Raw genomic sequence first — 16031 nt, forward strand, 5'->3', positions numbered from 1 at the left:
GTACATTTTAGTTCTTAAAAGGTCTTTTGAAAAATCCTCATAGAAATATGATAAAATCGGATAGGATATATATTTCGAGGAAGGAAAGTGTTTTTTATGATTATTGGTAACGAACAAGATTTAGAAAGTTTACGCAAAATTGGACGCATCGTTGCACTTGCGCGCGAAGAGATGAAAAACCAAGCAAAAGCAGGCATGACAACAAAAGAGCTTGATATGATCGGTAAAAAAATATTGGATGAACACGGTGCTATTTCTGCACCTGAAAAAGAATATAATTTCCCAGGTGTAACGTGCATTAGTGTAAACGAAGAAGTGGCTCACGGTATTCCGGGAGATCGAGTATTAAAAGATGGCGATTTAGTAAATGTGGATGTATCTGCCGTACTTGACGGCTATTATTCAGATACCGGTATTTCATTTGTTATTGGGCAAGACGAAGAAAAAGAAAAGCTGTGCCAAGCTGCAGTAGATGCATTTTGGGCAGCCATGAAAAAAGTAAAAGCTGGTTCAAAACAAAACCAAATTGGTCGTGCTGTCTCTAACTTTGCACATCAAAACGGATATGCTGTTATTGAAAACTTGACGGGTCACGGTGTGGGCCGCAGCTTGCATGACGCTCCTAACCATATTTTAAACTATTATGATCCAATGGATAAAGCCCTTTTGAAAAAAGGCCTTGTTATTGCTGTAGAGCCGTTTATCTCTATGAAAGCTGATCATATCATTGAACGCGGAGACGACGGCTGGACGTTTGTTACACCTGATAATAGTCTTGTAGCACAATGTGAGCATACAATTGTTGTAACAAACGGTGAACCAATTATTTTAACGGAACTATAATCAAGTTTCGCACGTCTTCTTATTTTTATAGATTCCATTAATTAATAAAAAGCTACTTCACTTAGCAATGTTTTTTTATTGTGTTATAGTGAGGTGGCTTTTTTGATTTATTATGCAATCAATGATGATCATATTGATTTGCTTTGTTCAGATAACGTTTGAAAGATAGTGTAATTGAATATGCTCAAGGGAATGCTAAACATAAATCAAAATGAAAAGGGGTATAAAATGTGGAATATGTAAAAAGAGAAACGGCTATAAGTGAACTGACGCATCATATGGATGACATTTTAAACAAATATAACCTTCAAGGCGTCTCCGTATATGAAGAAGAAGGAGAAGGTAATCACTATTATCTTGGCTACACAGTAAAAAAGAATGATCAGGTGTTTATGCTTAACAGACCTTATCTAAAAGATAAAGACGGGAAACTAGCAGTAGAAAAGCAAGAATGGACCGTTCAAGGTAACGAAGGAGAAACAAATGGACATGCTTCACTTGAAGATGCATTTCAAAAAATTGATGAAATCATACATTAAATAAATTTGATGAATTTCACTGCGGATGCTTTTCTTTGAACGCTTGAGTACGAGCAGTAGAAGCGCTAATAGGTGACGGGTGTCTTTCATCTATACTATCTAAATTTTCTTTGCTTTAAAATCTAGAAAATTATATAATAAAAAATTGTTTTTTTACGTTTTACTATATAAATACGGGGTACACATATAGTACAGCAGCTATCATGCAAATGGTTGTTGTCAAAGGTTAAATACTTAGCGTATGAAGGGACTGATTAGTTTTGAAAGGCTTAACAGCGACTTCAGCAAATGTATTACCGCAAATTGAAAGCAGATATTCGTATCTGACACAAGGCACTTTGGTTATGAACCGATATACGTAACGAAAGGGCCTGAATAGGCAAACAAAGGAAAGACTGAATCAACGAGAAGAAGCCTGCATCTAAAAATGTAGGCTTCTTCTTTTTTACAGATGAAACTAAGATGACGAATGAGTACATAGCGGGTATGAATTCAAAAGATTCACATTCAATCAATTTTCCGTGCACGTTTTTCTTGAAAAAAGGTCATAAGTTGAAGATACTGTATATAACTATGTAAAAGAATTTTTGAAGACAAAATAGTAAATCTGCTTGAGGTGAAAATGATGAGAAAAGCAAATAAAAGTGAATTTCTGTGGAATACGTTAGACGGCTGGCTTTTTATCCCTAGGAACATTCCTTTACTATTTCTTTTTGTATTTCTCTTAGGGGTTTCTTACCTAGGTTGGGTTAAGCTGTTTCATAAATTCGTTTAGATACACCAACAAGCTGAAACAAAAACTGTTTCAGCTTGTTGGCGTGCTGATTGATTTATTTTATGTATAGCTGTACTGTAATTCACCTAAATTATTCATTCCACCCTTTGCATACATCAACCCACTTTAAGCATTTCGAAAATTCTTCTAGTTCGGGTATTGTTAATTCGATTGCACTATTTCCACTTCCACAGGCAGGGAAAACGGTGACAAAACGTTTCAGAGATTCATCTAGATACACGTGAACACCTTCATTAACGGCAAACGGGCATACTCCGCCTACAGCATGACCAATCAGCGTTTCTACTTCACTTGCTCCAAGCATTTTTGCTTTGGTTCCGAACTCTTCTTTATATTTTCGGTTATCAATTTTCGCATCTCCTGCTGCCACAATCAATAGAACAGTTCCTTCGGCGTTAAAAGAAAGACTTTTTGCGATCCGTTTCGGCTCGCATTTTAAAGCTTGCGCTGCTAGTTCTACAGTAGCACTGGACTCATCCATTTCGATAATTCGATTCTCCATACCGTATTGTTTAAAATATGCTTTTACTTTTTCAATCGCCATTTTTTATATCCATTCCTTTCGTTAACTCTTGCAAATATGTATGATTGCCTTACAGAGAATGTGCAGTTGTTCTTTACAGTGAAAAAATCTTATTATTTTAATATACAGAAATCATACAAAACTTTGAAGTTAAAAGCACATATTCGTTTTAATTAAAAAAGTTACGTAGGTAAAGTATTTTTAACTGATTAAAGCAGGATTACGGAACCCTTTGACGAATGTAACTATGTCGGCTGCGAAAACATAGGCATTAGAACGAAAGATAAATGATGAAATTGAAAAGGCGCAAACGTTCTAGTGAAATGAGGAGAAGTAATGCCAAATTTACACACTGTCGTCAGTTTTTTTAGCAGTACATGTATGGCAACGATGAGTATGATTTATTTGTTTTCCCTTGTGCCGCGCGCATGGTCTTTTAAATTTCGATTTGGAGCCATGATTATAGGAATCCCAGTCGGCATTATAATGGGACAGGTTGCTATGCTGATCGGCTGGCACCATCATTAAAACTTTGAACTTTTTAACAAAAAAGGAGACGTGTAAAATGAATATTGTTACATTAAACAACGGTTTAAAAATGCCTCAGCTTGGATTTGGCGTATGGCAAGTAGAAGATAACCAAGCAGCAGCTGCAGTGTCAAAAGCAATTGAGGTTGGGTATACCTCTATTGACACAGCCATGATTTATAAAAATGAAGAAGGAGTAGGTCAGGCGATTAAAGAATCTTCTGTTTCTCGAGAACAGCTGTTTATTACAACAAAAGTTTGGAACAGCGACCAAGGCTATGAAAATGCATTACGTGCATTTGATGAAAGCTTAGAACGATTAGGACTTGATTATGTCGATTTATATTTAATTCACTGGCCTACACCTCAATATGATGAGTATGTGGAGACGTATAAAGCATTAGAAAAGCTTTATCACGATGGAAAAGTAAAAGCAATTGGCGTCTGCAACTTTGAGATTGAGCATTTAGAGCGCTTGTTAAACGAATGTGATGTAACACCGGTTTTAAACCAAATTGAGTGCCATCCGTATCTTGCTCAAAACGAATTAAAAGAGTTTTGCGCCAAACATAATATTTTTGTGGAAGCATGGAGCCCTCTTGATCAAGGAGGAGAAGTGTTACAAGACGAGGTCATTCAAAAAATTGCTGAAGTACATAGCAAAACTCCGGCTCAAGTTGTATTGCGCTGGCACTTACAAAACAACACAATTGTCATCCCTAAATCAGTTACACCGTCTAGAATAGAAGAAAACTTTAACGTGTTTGATTTTGAACTCACTGCCGATGACATGGCAGAGATTAATGGGTTAAACAGCAACCGCCGCAAAGGTCCGCACCCAAGTGACATGAACGTCCGATAACGTTTAAAGAAATAAGAATGTGCAGCTGTGAACCATCGCTGCTATAAGAAATAATGAGTTTATTTCAGATTATTTAAAATTTTCTTAAATAATAATTGACAAATGATTAATTCAGCGTAATACTTAGTGTAGGTACTCTAGTTGCTTTAAGTTGTACAGCTTAAAGTGTATAGTGGTTTAGTCATTTAGTGATTGTTTGTATGTATAAGTTGAAATGCCGATTATTAATAAAAGCCCATAGTGTAAGTAGGTTAGTTTATAGGGGGCTATATCAAAAGGAGCTTGTTTCCTCTTTGATATAGCCCCTTTTTGTGTTCAAAAAAGGTAGTCTACAGTTTAACAAGGGAGCGGATATGATGTTTATTCAAATCGACGGAAATTCACTGACGTTCGACCAAATCTACAAAGTTATTTACCAAGGATACTCCGTGAAAATTAGCGATCACGCAGTTGAACATATACAAAAAAGCAGAACGTTAGTTGAAGAGAGTATTACGAACAACAACGTAATTTACGGAGTAAATACTGGATTCGGAAAGTTTAGCGATACGGTTATTTCAAAAACGGACTTAGCTGATCTGCAGATTAACTTGATTCGCAGTCATGCCTGCGGGCTAGGAGAACCATTCTCTTTAGAGGCAAGCAGAGTGATGCTGCTGTTACGAGCGAATGCATTATCTAAAGGGTATTCAGGCATACGACTGGAAACCTTGCAGCTGCTTATCGATTGCTTAAACCAAAATGTAGTGCCGGTTATCCCAAGTCAAGGTTCACTTGGAGCTAGCGGTGACTTAGCTCCATTATCACATCTAGCGCTGCTGTTAGTTGGAGAAGGGGAAGCTGTATATAATGGTCAGCGAATGCAGGGAGAAGAAGCTTTAAAGCTAGCGGGGCTTGAACCTATCCAATTACAAGCAAAAGAAGGGCTAGCTTTAATCAACGGCACTCAGGCAATGACAGCTGTAGGAGTAGTTTCGTACCTTGAAGCTCAAAAGCTAGCTGATCTTGCTGACGGGATTGCAGCACTGACGTTAGAAGGTCTGCAAGGCATTTTAGATGCATTTATGCCCGAGTCTCATGCGGTAAGACCTTATCCGGAACAACAGCAGGTAGCTGCCCGAATTCTTTCTTATTTACAAGGCAGTCAATTAACTACTTCTCAAGGGCAAATAAGAGTGCAAGATGCTTATTCACTGCGCTGCATTCCTCAAGTTCATGGTGCTATTTATCAAGTTTTAAATTATGTAAAAGAAAAGCTGTTAATTGAAATTAATTCAGCAACCGATAACCCGCTCATCTTTGCCGACAGCGGCAAAGTAATTTCTGGAGGGAACTTTCACGGGCAGCCCATTGCGTTTGCTATGGATTTTCTAGGAATTGCACTGGCGGAGCTTGGGAATATTTCTGAACGGCGCATTGAACGAATAGTCAACCCTCAGCTTAGCGGGCTTCCGGCATTTTTAAGTGCGGATCCTGGTTTAGAGTCTGGGCTCATGATTACTCAATACGCTGCTGCTTCATTAGTTTCCGAAAATAAAGTATTGGCGCATCCATCAAGTGTCGATTCTATCCCATCTTCAGCGAATCAAGAAGATCATGTCAGCATGGGAACGACTGCTGCACGTCATGCTTATCAAATTATCCAAAATACACGAAGAGTTCTATCGATTGAAGCAATTTGTGCGGCTCAAGCAGCCGATATTCAAGGAGTCGATAAACTTGCTTCGGAAACAAGAAAAATTTATTCAAGAATTAGAAAAACCGTACCAACCATTACTAAAGATCGAATTTTCTCACGTGATATTGAAGCGTTAGCAGCTGATTTCAAAACCTTTGTGCAAGATACTAATTATGAACTAGCGCTGTAATAAAAATGTTCGTTTAACAGTTTTTCATTTTTATAGAGGAGGAAAACAAAATGGAGACAAAACAAAGTGGAATGAAAGCACCTCGTGGGACGGAACTAACGACAAAAGGCTGGGTACAAGAAGCTGCTCTTCGCATGCTTCTAAACAATTTAGATTCTGAAGTAGCGGAGCATCCGGAAAAGTTAGTCGTATACGGAGGAATCGGAAAAGCAGCCCGTAACTGGGAGGCGTTCGATCGTATTGTCGCAGCGTTAAAAGAGTTAGAAGAAGATGAAACGCTTCTCATACAGTCCGGTAAGCCTGTTGCGGTTTTTAAAACCCACAGTGATGCACCGCGTGTTTTATTAGCGAATTCGAATCTTGTTCCTGCTTTTGCAAATTGGGAGACGTTCCATGAGCTTGATAAAAAAGGGTTAATGATGTACGGACAAATGACTGCAGGAAGCTGGATTTATATCGGAAGCCAAGGCATTGTTCAAGGAACGTATGAAACATTTGCTGAGTGTGCCAACCAGCATTTTAACGGAACTTTGAAAGGAACGATTACGGTAACAGCCGGATTAGGAGGAATGGGTGGTGCACAGCCGCTAGCCGTTACGATGGCAGGCGGCGTTGTAATTGGAATTGATGTTGATCGCACGCGTATTGAAAAACGTATCGAAACAAAATATTGCGATACGGTAGTCGAAAGTGTAGCTGATGCAATCACGTTAGCTGAAGATGCAAAAAGATTGGGCAAAGCGCTTTCCATTGGGTTAGTTGGAAATGCAGCCGAGATTCTTCCTGAAATGATAGAGCGAGGATTTATCCCAGATATTGTGACGGATCAAACATCGGCACATGATCCACTTAACGGATATTTGCCGATTGGAGTCAGCTTAGCAGAAGGAGAAAGATTGCGGAATACAAATCCAAATGAATATATAAAACAATCAAAAGCCAGTATGGCTATCCACGTTCAAGCCATGTTAGAGATGCAAAGAAAAGGCACGGTTGCTTTTGACTATGGCAATAATATTCGCCAAGTGGCGCTTGATGAAGGCATCAAGAATGCATTTGATTTCCCAGGATTTGTCCCAGCGTATATCCGTCCGCAGTTCTGTGAAGGAAAAGGACCGTTTCGATGGGTCGCTTTGTCAGGAAACCCAGAGGATATTTATAAAACAGATGAAGTCATTTTACGTGAGTTTTCGGATAATACGCATCTTTGCAACTGGATTAAAATGGCGAGAGAAAAAATTGAGTTTCAAGGATTGCCGGCTCGCATTTGCTGGCTAGGATACGGAGAAAGAGCGCGCTTTGGAAAAATTATTAATGATATGGTAGCAAACGGAGAACTGTCAGCACCTATCGTTATTGGCAGAGATCATCTAGATGCCGGTTCTGTGGCGTCGCCAAATCGTGAAACTGAAGCAATGAAAGACGGCAGTGATGCAGTAGCAGACTGGCCGATTTTAAATGCATTAGTTAATACGGCAGCAGGCGCAAGCTGGGTATCTGTTCACCACGGAGGAGGAGTAGGCATGGGGTATTCTCTTCACGCTGGAATGGTTGTAGTAGCAGACGGGACGGAAGAAGCCGCCAAACGTCTAGAACGTGTTTTAACAACAGACCCAGGCATGGGTGTAGTTCGTCATGTAGATGCCGGCTATGATAAGGCCATTCAAACTGCAAAAGAAAAAGGAATACAAATTCCGGGGTTAAATGAATAAAAAAGGAGGGATACGTATGACTATTACGTATATCAAATGCGCTGCACAAGTCATTACGGTTAAGGGAGGAAGTCAGCCTAGACGATCGGAGGAAATGTCAGATCTAGGAATCATTGAAAACGGCAGCGTACTCGTGAAAAATGGAAGAATTGTATTTGTTGGGCCTGACGTCAAAGCGCAGGAATACCTTGAGCATATTCATGAACCTATTAATATAATTGATGCCGAAGGAAAAATCGTAACGCCTGGGTTAATTGATCCACACACTCACCTTGTGTTTGGCGGCAGTCGTGAAAAAGAATTAGAAATGCGCTTAAACGGGGCAAAGTATATTGATATTTTAAAAGCGGGAGGAGGAATTTTACAAACAACCGTTAGTACACGACAAGCAACAGAAGAGGAGCTAATCAAGCAATCTACAAAACGTTTAAATAAATTTCTGCAGTACGGAGTTACAACTGTCGAAGCCAAAAGCGGGTACGGTTTAAATCTTAAAGATGAAATCAAACAATTAAAAGTAGCGAAGAAACTGAATGAACAGCATCCGGTAGATGTTGTTTCAACCTTTATGGGAGCTCATGCGGTGCCAGTTGAGTACAAAGGAAATGAAGATGAGTTTGTTCGTTTCGTTATCGAAGAAATGATACCAATCGTTGCAAAAGAAGAGCTAGCGGAGTTTTGTGATGTATTTTGTGAAGAAGGCGTGTTTACAGTTGAACAGTCAGATCGTATTTTACAAGCTGGAAAAGCATACGGACTAAAACCTAAAATCCACGCCGATGAAATTGTGTCTTTTGGAGGGGCAGAATTAGCAGCTAAAGTGGGAGCTGTGTCAGCGGATCATTTGTTAAAGGCATCGGATCAAGGAATTAAGCAAATGGCTGAAAGCGGAGTTATAGCCGTCCTATTGCCGGGTACTGCATTCTTTTTAATGGAAGAGCCGGCGCGTGCTAGAAAAATGATTGAAGCAGGAGTGCCTGTTGCTTTGTCTACAGATCGAAACCCAGGATCTTCTCCTACGGAATCGCTGCCGTTTATTATGAATTTAGCTTGTTTAACGATGAAGATGACGCCAGCAGAAGTTTTAACCGCCTGTACGATTAACGCGGCTCATGCCATTTGCAAAGGGGATCAAATCGGAAGTATTGAAGTAGGTAAAAAAGCCGATTTAGTGCTATTTGACGCTCCCAATTACCAAACGCTGCAGTATAACTATGCCGTAAATCTTGTAGACACGGTATTAAAAGATGGAAAAGTTGTGGTTGAAGGCGGTGTTTTACATGAACTATCCGTACCCACAGCTTGATCGACCGCCTTTTTGCTGGCAGCGTCAAAGTACTTCTGACCCCAAAGTAAGTGATTGGATTCAGACAGTTGAAGATGGGAGCAACGTCGACTTTACATCGATAGATATTACGGTCTTAGGCGTACCTCTTTCAAGATCTTCCATTAGCGCTTCTGGAGCCAGTGAGACGCCAATGGCCATGAGGAAGCTCTGGAAATCCTTTAACCCGTATCATATTGAGTATGATACGGATTTGACTTCCTTGTCAGTGCTGGATTTAGGAGACGTCAAGCAGCACGTCACGGATATAGGGAAGTCTCATCAGTATATAAAAGAAGCGATGATGTCTATGCGGAAATGCCATCCGCATGCGCTTCCTATTATGCTTGGAGGAGATCATTCTATTACAGCTATGTTAGTAAAAGGGTGGAAAGAGTCATATCCCGAACAGAAAATAGGGATTTTACAGTTTGATACGCACTTTGATTTACGCAGCTTAGAAGATAACGGTCCTTCTAACGGAACCCCTATACGTAATTTAATCGAAAGCAACACGATTGATGCAGCTCATGTATGGAATATCGGACTTCACGGGTTTTATAATTCAAAATCGTTAAAGGAATATGCAGATAGCAAAGGCGTCCATTCTGTAACGTTACTGCAAGCAAGAAAAGCAGGAATAACTCATACGGTGAAAGAAGCATTAAAACAGCTGAGCAAAGAGGTAGACATGATCTATTTAACAGTTGATATGGACGTATTAGATATCGCTTACGCACCGGGAGTTCCAGCAGGAACGACAGGCGGAATGAGGACAGATGAGTTGTTTGAAGCAGTATACACCGCCGGGAGTCATCCGCTTGTTCAAGCAATGGACATTGTATGTCTAGATCCGCTGCGTGATGTAGGAGAAATTACCGTGAAAGCAGGCGTACACGTGTTTTTGAATTTTTTAACGGGCGTTGCAAACAGAAAGTAAGGAAGTGTGCTTCCTTACTTTTTTTATGGCTCTTTTTATAAGATTAAGAAACGATTGTTGAGATTGGGATAAAATAACTTTAGAAGTATGTATGGATTTTAGTAAATATATTTTTACTAAAATAAACGATTTTTATTGTTTTTATTTAAATTTAGTAATAATATATTTACTAAAGAAGGTGGATATCTCATGAAGGAAAAGCTGGCTAAGGAATATATCGCTTTAATACCGGTTTTATTTGAAAATTTCAAGAACTTAAATAAAAATGAAGTGAAATTAACACATTTACAAAATCACGTAGTTGAATTTATGTATATGCAAAAAAAAGATTTGAATATTAAGGAAATTAGCCAAGGGTTAAATATTGCCAAACAACAGTTAACGAATGTTATCAGTGAATTAGAAAATGAAGGATATTTAATCAAAATGCCTGATCCGCGAGATAAGCGTGCGGTTTTAGTCTCATTAACGTCTAAAGGAAAAAGTATTCAAGAGGAAAAATGGAGAGGGATTTATAGTAACTTTCATGCAAATCTTGCGAAGTTAAATGAAGAAGAGCAATTAGACCTGCACTTCGCTCTTCATAAATTAAATGTTTTATTAAAAAAGATGGAGGGATAAATCATGAATCAAAGAGAGCGAATTTCACTTATTAGTGTAGGCGTTATAGGCGGGACAGTAATGGGAGTAATTTATAAAGATATATCAAACTGTTTAATTACAGGTGTTATTGTTGCTTCAATCATTACTGTAATGCTCAATCAAAAAGCGAAAAAAACAGCTAGATAGTATGAATAAAAGTAAGTCAGCACCAGCAAGTTGCGAACTCGACGTTCTGGTGCTGATCTTATAAAACCTATCTTCTAGATGAACATTACGAAGCCGAATATGTGTTAAGAGCCTCAATCATTAAATCCCAAAAACCATCTACATCAAGGGTTAAACCAAACTTCGCATTTGCTATCCTTCCTGTAACTCCAAGCAAATCAACTGAAGTCGTTCCAGCCGTGTATTCTCCGCGTGTTTCTACTACAATATTAACTTCTTTGAGCGTAAATAGTTCTGGAGCTATGCAATAAGCAACGGTTAATACATCGTGAACAGGCGGACCATCAAAGCCAAACGTTTCTTTATAGGCAGATTTAAAAAACGCTAATAATTCACCCACCTTTTTTGCTACGTTATTATCAATGTTCATCACTTGGTTAATAACGTTATCTGTTGCAACGGCTTGATGCGTAATATCTAACCCCATTACTACTAGTGGAATACCGCTATCAAACACTTTTTTAGCCGCTTCTGGATCTGCCCAAATGTTAAACTCAGCCGTTGGCGTCCAGTTCCCGAAGGTTCCACCGCCCATAAGGATAATCTCTTCAATGTTTTCTTTAATTTCTGGAGCTTTTATTAAAGCTAAAGCAATGTTCGTTAAAGGACCGGTAGGCAAAAGCGTAATGGGATCTTCTGACTCTTTGACCATTCGTATAATAGTATCTACTCCGTGTTCTTCGCTCCAGCTGCGAGAGAGAGCCGGGAACTCAGGGCCGTCTAATCCTGAATCCCCGTGTATACTAGGCGCGTTTTCACGTCTGCGCATCATTGGTTCGCTTGCTCCTTTTGAAACAATCACGTTATGTAACGATACTAAATCACACACTTTCAAAGCATTCATCGTCGTTTTTTCAATTTCTGCGTTTCCTGAAACAGTTGTAATCGCTAAAATATCTAATTCCGGTCGTGCGGCAGCCAAAATAATAGCAATAGCATCATCATGACCTGGATCACAGTCCATAATAATCTTTCTTTTTTTCATTATGATCACCTCTATAGAATGGATAAATTGCTGTTAATTTTACATGGATTTTATTTTTTCTAAAATAGCTTCTGTAAACTCCGACGTAGAGGCATGTCCGCCTAAATCTTTCGTTTTCACTTCAGCTTGGAGCGTTTGATAAAGTGCGTGTTCTACTGTAGCAGCTACTTCTGTAAGTTTGTGATCCGCATGTTTTTCAGCCAACCATTTCAGTAGCATGGCTGCTGAAGAAATAATACCGGTTGGGTTTGCTATGTTCAAACCTGCGATATCTGGCGCAGAACCATGAGCTGCTTGTGCCATAGCGATATGTTCATTTGCATTAAGAGAAGGGGCTAATCCTAAGCTTCCTACAAGCTCGCCGGCTAAATCTGAAAGAATATCACCGTACATGTTTTCTGTCACAATGACATCAAAATCGGCTGCACGACGTACGAGATGAGCAGCCATGGCATCGATATGGTAGTCGTCCACTTTTACTTCAGGATATTGCTCAGCTATTTCTCGACAAACGTTTAAAAATAGTCCAGTACTTAATCTTAAAACATTTGCTTTATGTACGATTGTTACTTTTTTACGACGCTGCATAGCCAATGCAAAAGCTTCACGCGCAATTCTTTCTACGGCTTTTCGCGTAAATACGCCCGATGTCACCACAACGTCTTTTGTAATCTGCCATTCCCCATGTCCAGAATACATATTACGATCGGCATAAAATCCTTCTGTATTTTCTCGGACGATCACTAAATCAGCTTCTTTCACGACGCTTTTAATACCTGGCATTGTTTTAGCAGGGCGAATATTTGCGTAAAGATCTAAACTGTGACGAAGCTCTCCGCTAGGATTACGCTTTTCTTTGTGTTCAAGAGGGTAAGCCGCAGAATCATGCGGGCCAAGTATCCATCCATGCGTATGTTTTAAAGCATCTATCGTTACTTCTGGAAGAGGATCGTTATATTGTTTAATTCCTTCCCATCCCATAGGCAGATAAATCCATTCCATTTTTACTCCTGCTTTGCAAGAAGCATTTTTAACTACCTTAACTGCGGCATCGACAATCTCCGGCCCGATGCCATCACCCCCCAATACCCCGATACGATAAACAGTCATTGTTTTGAACACCCTTTCATTATGCGCAATGCTTTTATAAATAGATTGAAGGTTTATAGTATTAATCTACTTAAAGAAAAGACAATAATAAAATAGTATTTTTTTATGTTTATAGATTAAATTCTTTTATCTTTCTTTTTGCAGCTTTTTAAAAAAAGAACTAGCTAATGCTTCGTGCTCCAGATTTTCTATCAACCAACATCTTAATTGGCGCTGTTAATTTTTTAAAAACACCCAATTAACACCTAAAACACGATTTAATTATATCATAATTCAGAAAATTAAACGGTTCTACGTTGGCACGAAAATTGCTTGTACTGTATATGAGGAATATAAAAGAAAGGAGCAATATGTAGTCGCAGATAAGGAAGCTGCTTTTAAAGAAAGAGATGTTTGTCTAAAGCTATTATTTCACAATGAAGGGGAGAAGAGGAATGAGTGAACTGCAAAAGGAAATGAGTTCATTAAATCAGGTACGGAAAAAAGAGAGGAAAATAAACGTTTTTGCTTTATTGTTAGGCTTTCTTGTGATTGCTACCATTTTAACGTATATCTTGCCAGCTGGAGAATATGCGCGTGTAGAAGTAGACGGGAGAACAACAGTAGATCCTCAATCGTTTAAATGGATTGATTCTACACCTGTTGGATTCTTTGAAATGGTCAAAGCAATACATACAGGAATGGTAGAAGGAGCCGACATTATCTTTTTTGTATTAATTATCGGCGGTTTCTTTGGTGTACTAAGCGCTACGGGGACAGTAGATGTATTAATTACAACGGTGGCTAAAAAACTTGCTACCCGAGAAAAATTATTAATTCCTGTTATGATGTTATTTTTTGCAGTAGGCGGTTCTTTAATGGGGATGGCGGAAGAAACGCTAGCCTATATTCCTCTTTTAATTCCCTTGGCACTTGCTCTTGGATTCGATGCATTAACAGGGACTGCTATTGTGTTAATTGGCGCATCGGCTGGTTTTACTACGGCAGTTATGAATCCATTTACAGTTGGTGTTGCGCAAGGAGTAGCAGAGCTTCCTATGTTTTCTGGAATGGGCTTTCGACTCATCTTGTTTGTAGTTGTTTACGCTGTTTCAGTTTGGTTTGTCTACCGATATGCGATGAAAGTGAAAAAAAGTCCTTCTATTGGGACGTACGGAAAATACAGCATAACCAGCGCAAATAAACTTTTAAACTCGGATACCAAGTTAACTAGAAAGCATAAATGGATTATGGCAGCATTTCTTGTTAACTACGTAATTCTTGCTTTTGGCGTTATTAAGTATAAGTGGTACATTACTGAAATTGCCTCTTTATTTGTCATTTTGACTGTTGTGATTGGGATTATTGGAAGGCTCTCTGTTGAAAATACAGTTAAGTCATTTACAAACGGGGCAGCAGCACTAGTTGGAGGAGCGCTTGTTATCGGAGTTTCTCGTGCTGTTCTTGTTGTTTTAAATGAAGGACATATTGTAGACCCTATGCTTCATCAAGTATCTGGAGCTATTCAGCATATTCCGGGATATTTAAGCGTCATCGGAATCTATAACTTCCAAGCGCTGATTCATCTTATTTTAGCATCTGGAACAGGTCATGCGATGCTGACGATGCCAATCATGACGCCTCTTGCAGATTTACTTGATATTACAAGGCAAACAGCAGTATTATCTTTTTCTTTTGCAGATGGCATTGGAAATATTATCTTCCCGACAGCTGGAACATTAATGGCTGGTTTAGCGATTGCGGGAATTTCATGGACAAAGTGGGCCAAATGGGTGTTGCCGTTAGTCCTTATTCAATATGTGATTGGTTTAATTGCCGTTGTGATTGCTTATTTTATCAATTACGGACCATTTTAAGCATCAAAATTATATAGAAAAATGTTATTCGTAAGTTGAGCTTACTAGTAGGAGGAATAGAAGTTGTTAACCTTAATCAAAAACGCAGAAGTATATGCACCAGAGTATTTAGGAAAAAAAGACGTATTGCTTGCAGACAGCAAAATCATCCTTATAGAGGATTGTATTGATCATGTAAATACGTCCATTCCTATTCATGTTGTAGACGCTGCTAATGATATTATAGCTCCAGGCTTTATTGACTCACATGTTCATATTATTGGCGGAGGAGGAGAAGGCGGATATAAAACACGTACGCCTGAACTAATGTTAACCGATGCAACGACTGCCGGTGTTACAACTATTGTAGGTGTACTTGGAACAGACGGTACAACAAGAAGAATGGAAAGTCTTCTTGCTAAAGCAAGAGGATTAGAAGAAGAAGGAATTAGCTGCTTTATTCACACAGGTTCTTATCAAATACCAGTAAAAACGTTAACTACCAGCATCGAAGAAGATCTTATTTTAATTGATAAAATTATCGGAGTAGGTGAAATTGCCATTTCTGACCACCGTTCCTCTGAACCGACATTTGAAGAACTGGTAAAGGCGGCTTCTGCTGCCCGCAATGGAGGGATTTTATCAGGGAAAGCCGGAATATTAGAAGTTCATGTAGGGGATGGAAAACGGAAATTATCTTTATTAAATCAAATCGCAGATGAAACAGATCTGCCAATTCGTCAGTTTCATCCTACACATATTAATCGAAATGAAGAACTGTTTAAAGAAGGAATTCAATTTGCAAAACGAGGTGGCTATGTAGATTTTACAACTAGCACCATTCCATATTTTTTAGAAGAAGGCGAAGTTAAGTGCAGCAAAGGGTTACGTATCATGCTTGAAGAAGAAGTTCCAATCTCGAGCATTACGTTCTCATCCGATGGACAAGCGAGCCTGCCGTTTTTTGATGATAACGGAGACTATAAAGGGCTTCAAGTTGGAAAAGTGTCTTCTTTATTTCAAGAAGTACGAGATGCAGTATTAGAAGAATCAGTGCCGTTAGAAACAGCTCTTCAAGTCATTACTTCTAATCCTGCCAAAGTATTAAAACTGGCCAATAAAGGGCATATTCAACCTGGAAAAGATGCAGATTTAGTCCTTTTAGACAAAGAGACACTAACAATTAAAACAGTTTTTGCTCAAGGTAAAGTAATGGTAAAAGACGGTGTCCCTGTTGTGAAAGGAACGTTTGAATAACAGGTTTTAAACATCATTTAACGAAAGTATCGAGGAAGGATACGAGCTAGTCAGAGAAAGGTATTAAAATTTGCGTGGAAA

Annotated in this window: 14 protein-coding genes and 1 pseudogene; 12 read left to right on the top strand and 3 right to left on the bottom strand. The window is 38.9% G+C overall.

The window, feature by feature from the left end; translation table 11 throughout:
• Window positions 1-47: 47 nt before the first annotated feature.
• Together map and ACFX4R_RS20525 are read left to right on the top strand one after the other, a co-directional pair.
• Window positions 48-843, top strand: a pseudogene (map, locus tag ACFX4R_RS20520) (type I methionyl aminopeptidase).
• Between the two features lie 230 nt (window positions 844-1073).
• Entirely contained in the window at window positions 1074-1382 is a 309-nt protein-coding gene (locus ACFX4R_RS20525; RefSeq protein ID WP_052500311.1) for a DUF5634 family protein, read from the top strand.
• Between the two features lie 866 nt (window positions 1383-2248).
• On the opposite strand, the gene ACFX4R_RS20530 is transcribed toward ACFX4R_RS20525, so the two are convergent.
• Complete coding sequence (locus ACFX4R_RS20530) at window positions 2249-2722, bottom strand: YbaK/EbsC family protein (RefSeq protein WP_013082511.1); 474 nt, start codon at window positions 2720-2722, stop codon at window positions 2249-2251.
• A 315-nt stretch (window positions 2723-3037) separates the two neighbouring features.
• On the opposite strand from ACFX4R_RS20530, the gene ACFX4R_RS20535 reads away from it, so the two are divergent.
• The 8 genes from ACFX4R_RS20535 to ACFX4R_RS20570 all read left to right on the top strand — a co-directional run bounded on the left by ACFX4R_RS20535 (window position 3038) and on the right by ACFX4R_RS20570 (window position 10724).
• The gene (locus ACFX4R_RS20535; protein WP_034275619.1) at window positions 3038-3229 is read left to right on the top strand and encodes a hypothetical protein; all 192 of its coding nucleotides are present in this window, start codon (window positions 3038-3040) and stop codon (window positions 3227-3229) included.
• A gap of 37 nt (window positions 3230-3266) precedes the next feature.
• On the top strand, window positions 3267-4091 hold the full coding sequence (locus tag ACFX4R_RS20540) for an aldo/keto reductase (protein ID WP_043979105.1): 825 nt from the start codon (window positions 3267-3269) through the stop codon (window positions 4089-4091).
• 356 nt (window positions 4092-4447) lie between these two features.
• The gene (gene hutH / locus ACFX4R_RS20545) at window positions 4448-5959 is read left to right on the top strand and encodes a histidine ammonia-lyase (protein ID WP_237074731.1); all 1512 of its coding nucleotides are present in this window, start codon (window positions 4448-4450) and stop codon (window positions 5957-5959) included.
• Window positions 5960-6009: 50 nt separating this feature from the next.
• A complete protein-coding gene (gene hutU, locus ACFX4R_RS20550) occupies window positions 6010-7671 on the top strand; it encodes a urocanate hydratase (protein ID WP_043979099.1) in 1662 nt (553 codons plus the stop codon).
• A gap of 16 nt (window positions 7672-7687) precedes the next feature.
• Complete coding sequence (hutI, locus tag ACFX4R_RS20555) at window positions 7688-8977, top strand: imidazolonepropionase (RefSeq protein ID WP_043979098.1); 1290 nt, start codon at window positions 7688-7690, stop codon at window positions 8975-8977.
• Window positions 8952-9935 (top strand): agmatinase family protein, encoded by a 984-nt coding sequence (locus ACFX4R_RS20560; protein WP_377570178.1) that lies wholly within the window; start codon window positions 8952-8954, stop codon window positions 9933-9935. Before hutI ends, ACFX4R_RS20560 begins: the two co-directional genes overlap by 26 nt.
• A 189-nt stretch (window positions 9936-10124) precedes the next feature.
• Entirely contained in the window at window positions 10125-10556 is a 432-nt protein-coding gene (locus tag ACFX4R_RS20565) for a MarR family winged helix-turn-helix transcriptional regulator (protein WP_043979092.1), read from the top strand.
• Between the two features lie 3 nt (window positions 10557-10559).
• Window positions 10560-10724, top strand: coding sequence for a hypothetical protein (locus tag ACFX4R_RS20570; RefSeq protein ID WP_164797590.1), 165 nt, complete (start codon window positions 10560-10562; stop codon window positions 10722-10724).
• 85 nt (window positions 10725-10809) lie between these two features.
• On the opposite strand, the gene ACFX4R_RS20575 is transcribed toward ACFX4R_RS20570, so the two are convergent.
• Window positions 10810-11748: a nucleoside hydrolase gene (locus tag ACFX4R_RS20575; RefSeq protein WP_237074732.1), complete on the bottom strand. Its 939-nt coding sequence runs from the start codon at window positions 11746-11748 to the stop codon at window positions 10810-10812.
• Window positions 11749-11787: 39 nt separating this feature from the next.
• Window positions 11788-12858: an isocitrate/isopropylmalate dehydrogenase family protein gene (locus tag ACFX4R_RS20580; RefSeq protein WP_043979087.1), complete on the bottom strand. Its 1071-nt coding sequence runs from the start codon at window positions 12856-12858 to the stop codon at window positions 11788-11790.
• A gap of 434 nt (window positions 12859-13292) precedes the next feature.
• Here ACFX4R_RS20580 and ACFX4R_RS20585 point away from each other — a divergent pair, with 434 nt between their 5' ends.
• Together ACFX4R_RS20585 and iadA are read left to right on the top strand one after the other, a co-directional pair.
• Window positions 13293-14714, top strand: a complete 1422-nt coding sequence (locus ACFX4R_RS20585) for a YfcC family protein (RefSeq protein WP_377570180.1) — start codon at window positions 13293-13295, stop codon at window positions 14712-14714.
• A 63-nt stretch (window positions 14715-14777) separates the two neighbouring features.
• Window positions 14778-15950 (top strand): beta-aspartyl-peptidase, encoded by a 1173-nt coding sequence (iadA, locus tag ACFX4R_RS20590; protein WP_043979081.1) that lies wholly within the window; start codon window positions 14778-14780, stop codon window positions 15948-15950.
• The last annotated feature ends 81 nt before the right edge of the window (window positions 15951-16031 follow it).

Source organism: Priestia sp. YIM B13490, assembly GCF_042787735.1.
GTDB classification, from domain to species: Bacteria; Bacillota; Bacilli; order Bacillales; family Bacillaceae_H; genus Priestia; species Priestia megaterium.

Excerpts from the sequence above, each read along its gene's own strand:
- ACFX4R_RS20530 (WP_013082511.1), bottom strand. The coding sequence starts at position 2,722 with ATGGCGATTGAAAAAGTAAAAGCATATTTTAAACAATACGGTATGGAG.
- ACFX4R_RS20535 (WP_034275619.1), top strand. The coding sequence starts at position 3,038 with ATGCCAAATTTACACACTGTCGTCAGTTTTTTTAGCAGTACATGTATG.
- ACFX4R_RS20540 (WP_043979105.1), top strand. The coding sequence starts at position 3,267 with ATGAATATTGTTACATTAAACAACGGTTTAAAAATGCCTCAGCTTGGA.
- hutH (WP_237074731.1), top strand. The coding sequence starts at position 4,448 with ATGTTTATTCAAATCGACGGAAATTCACTGACGTTCGACCAAATCTAC.
- hutU (WP_043979099.1), top strand. The coding sequence starts at position 6,010 with ATGGAGACAAAACAAAGTGGAATGAAAGCACCTCGTGGGACGGAACTA.
- hutI (WP_043979098.1), top strand. The coding sequence starts at position 7,688 with ATGACTATTACGTATATCAAATGCGCTGCACAAGTCATTACGGTTAAG.
- ACFX4R_RS20560 (WP_377570178.1), top strand. The coding sequence starts at position 8,952 with ATGAACTATCCGTACCCACAGCTTGATCGACCGCCTTTTTGCTGGCAG.
- ACFX4R_RS20565 (WP_043979092.1), top strand. The coding sequence starts at position 10,125 with ATGAAGGAAAAGCTGGCTAAGGAATATATCGCTTTAATACCGGTTTTA.
- ACFX4R_RS20570 (WP_164797590.1), top strand. The coding sequence starts at position 10,560 with ATGAATCAAAGAGAGCGAATTTCACTTATTAGTGTAGGCGTTATAGGC.
- ACFX4R_RS20575 (WP_237074732.1), bottom strand. The coding sequence starts at position 11,748 with ATGAAAAAAAGAAAGATTATTATGGACTGTGATCCAGGTCATGATGAT.
- ACFX4R_RS20580 (WP_043979087.1), bottom strand. The coding sequence starts at position 12,858 with ATGACTGTTTATCGTATCGGGGTATTGGGGGGTGATGGCATCGGGCCG.
- ACFX4R_RS20585 (WP_377570180.1), top strand. The coding sequence starts at position 13,293 with ATGAGTGAACTGCAAAAGGAAATGAGTTCATTAAATCAGGTACGGAAA.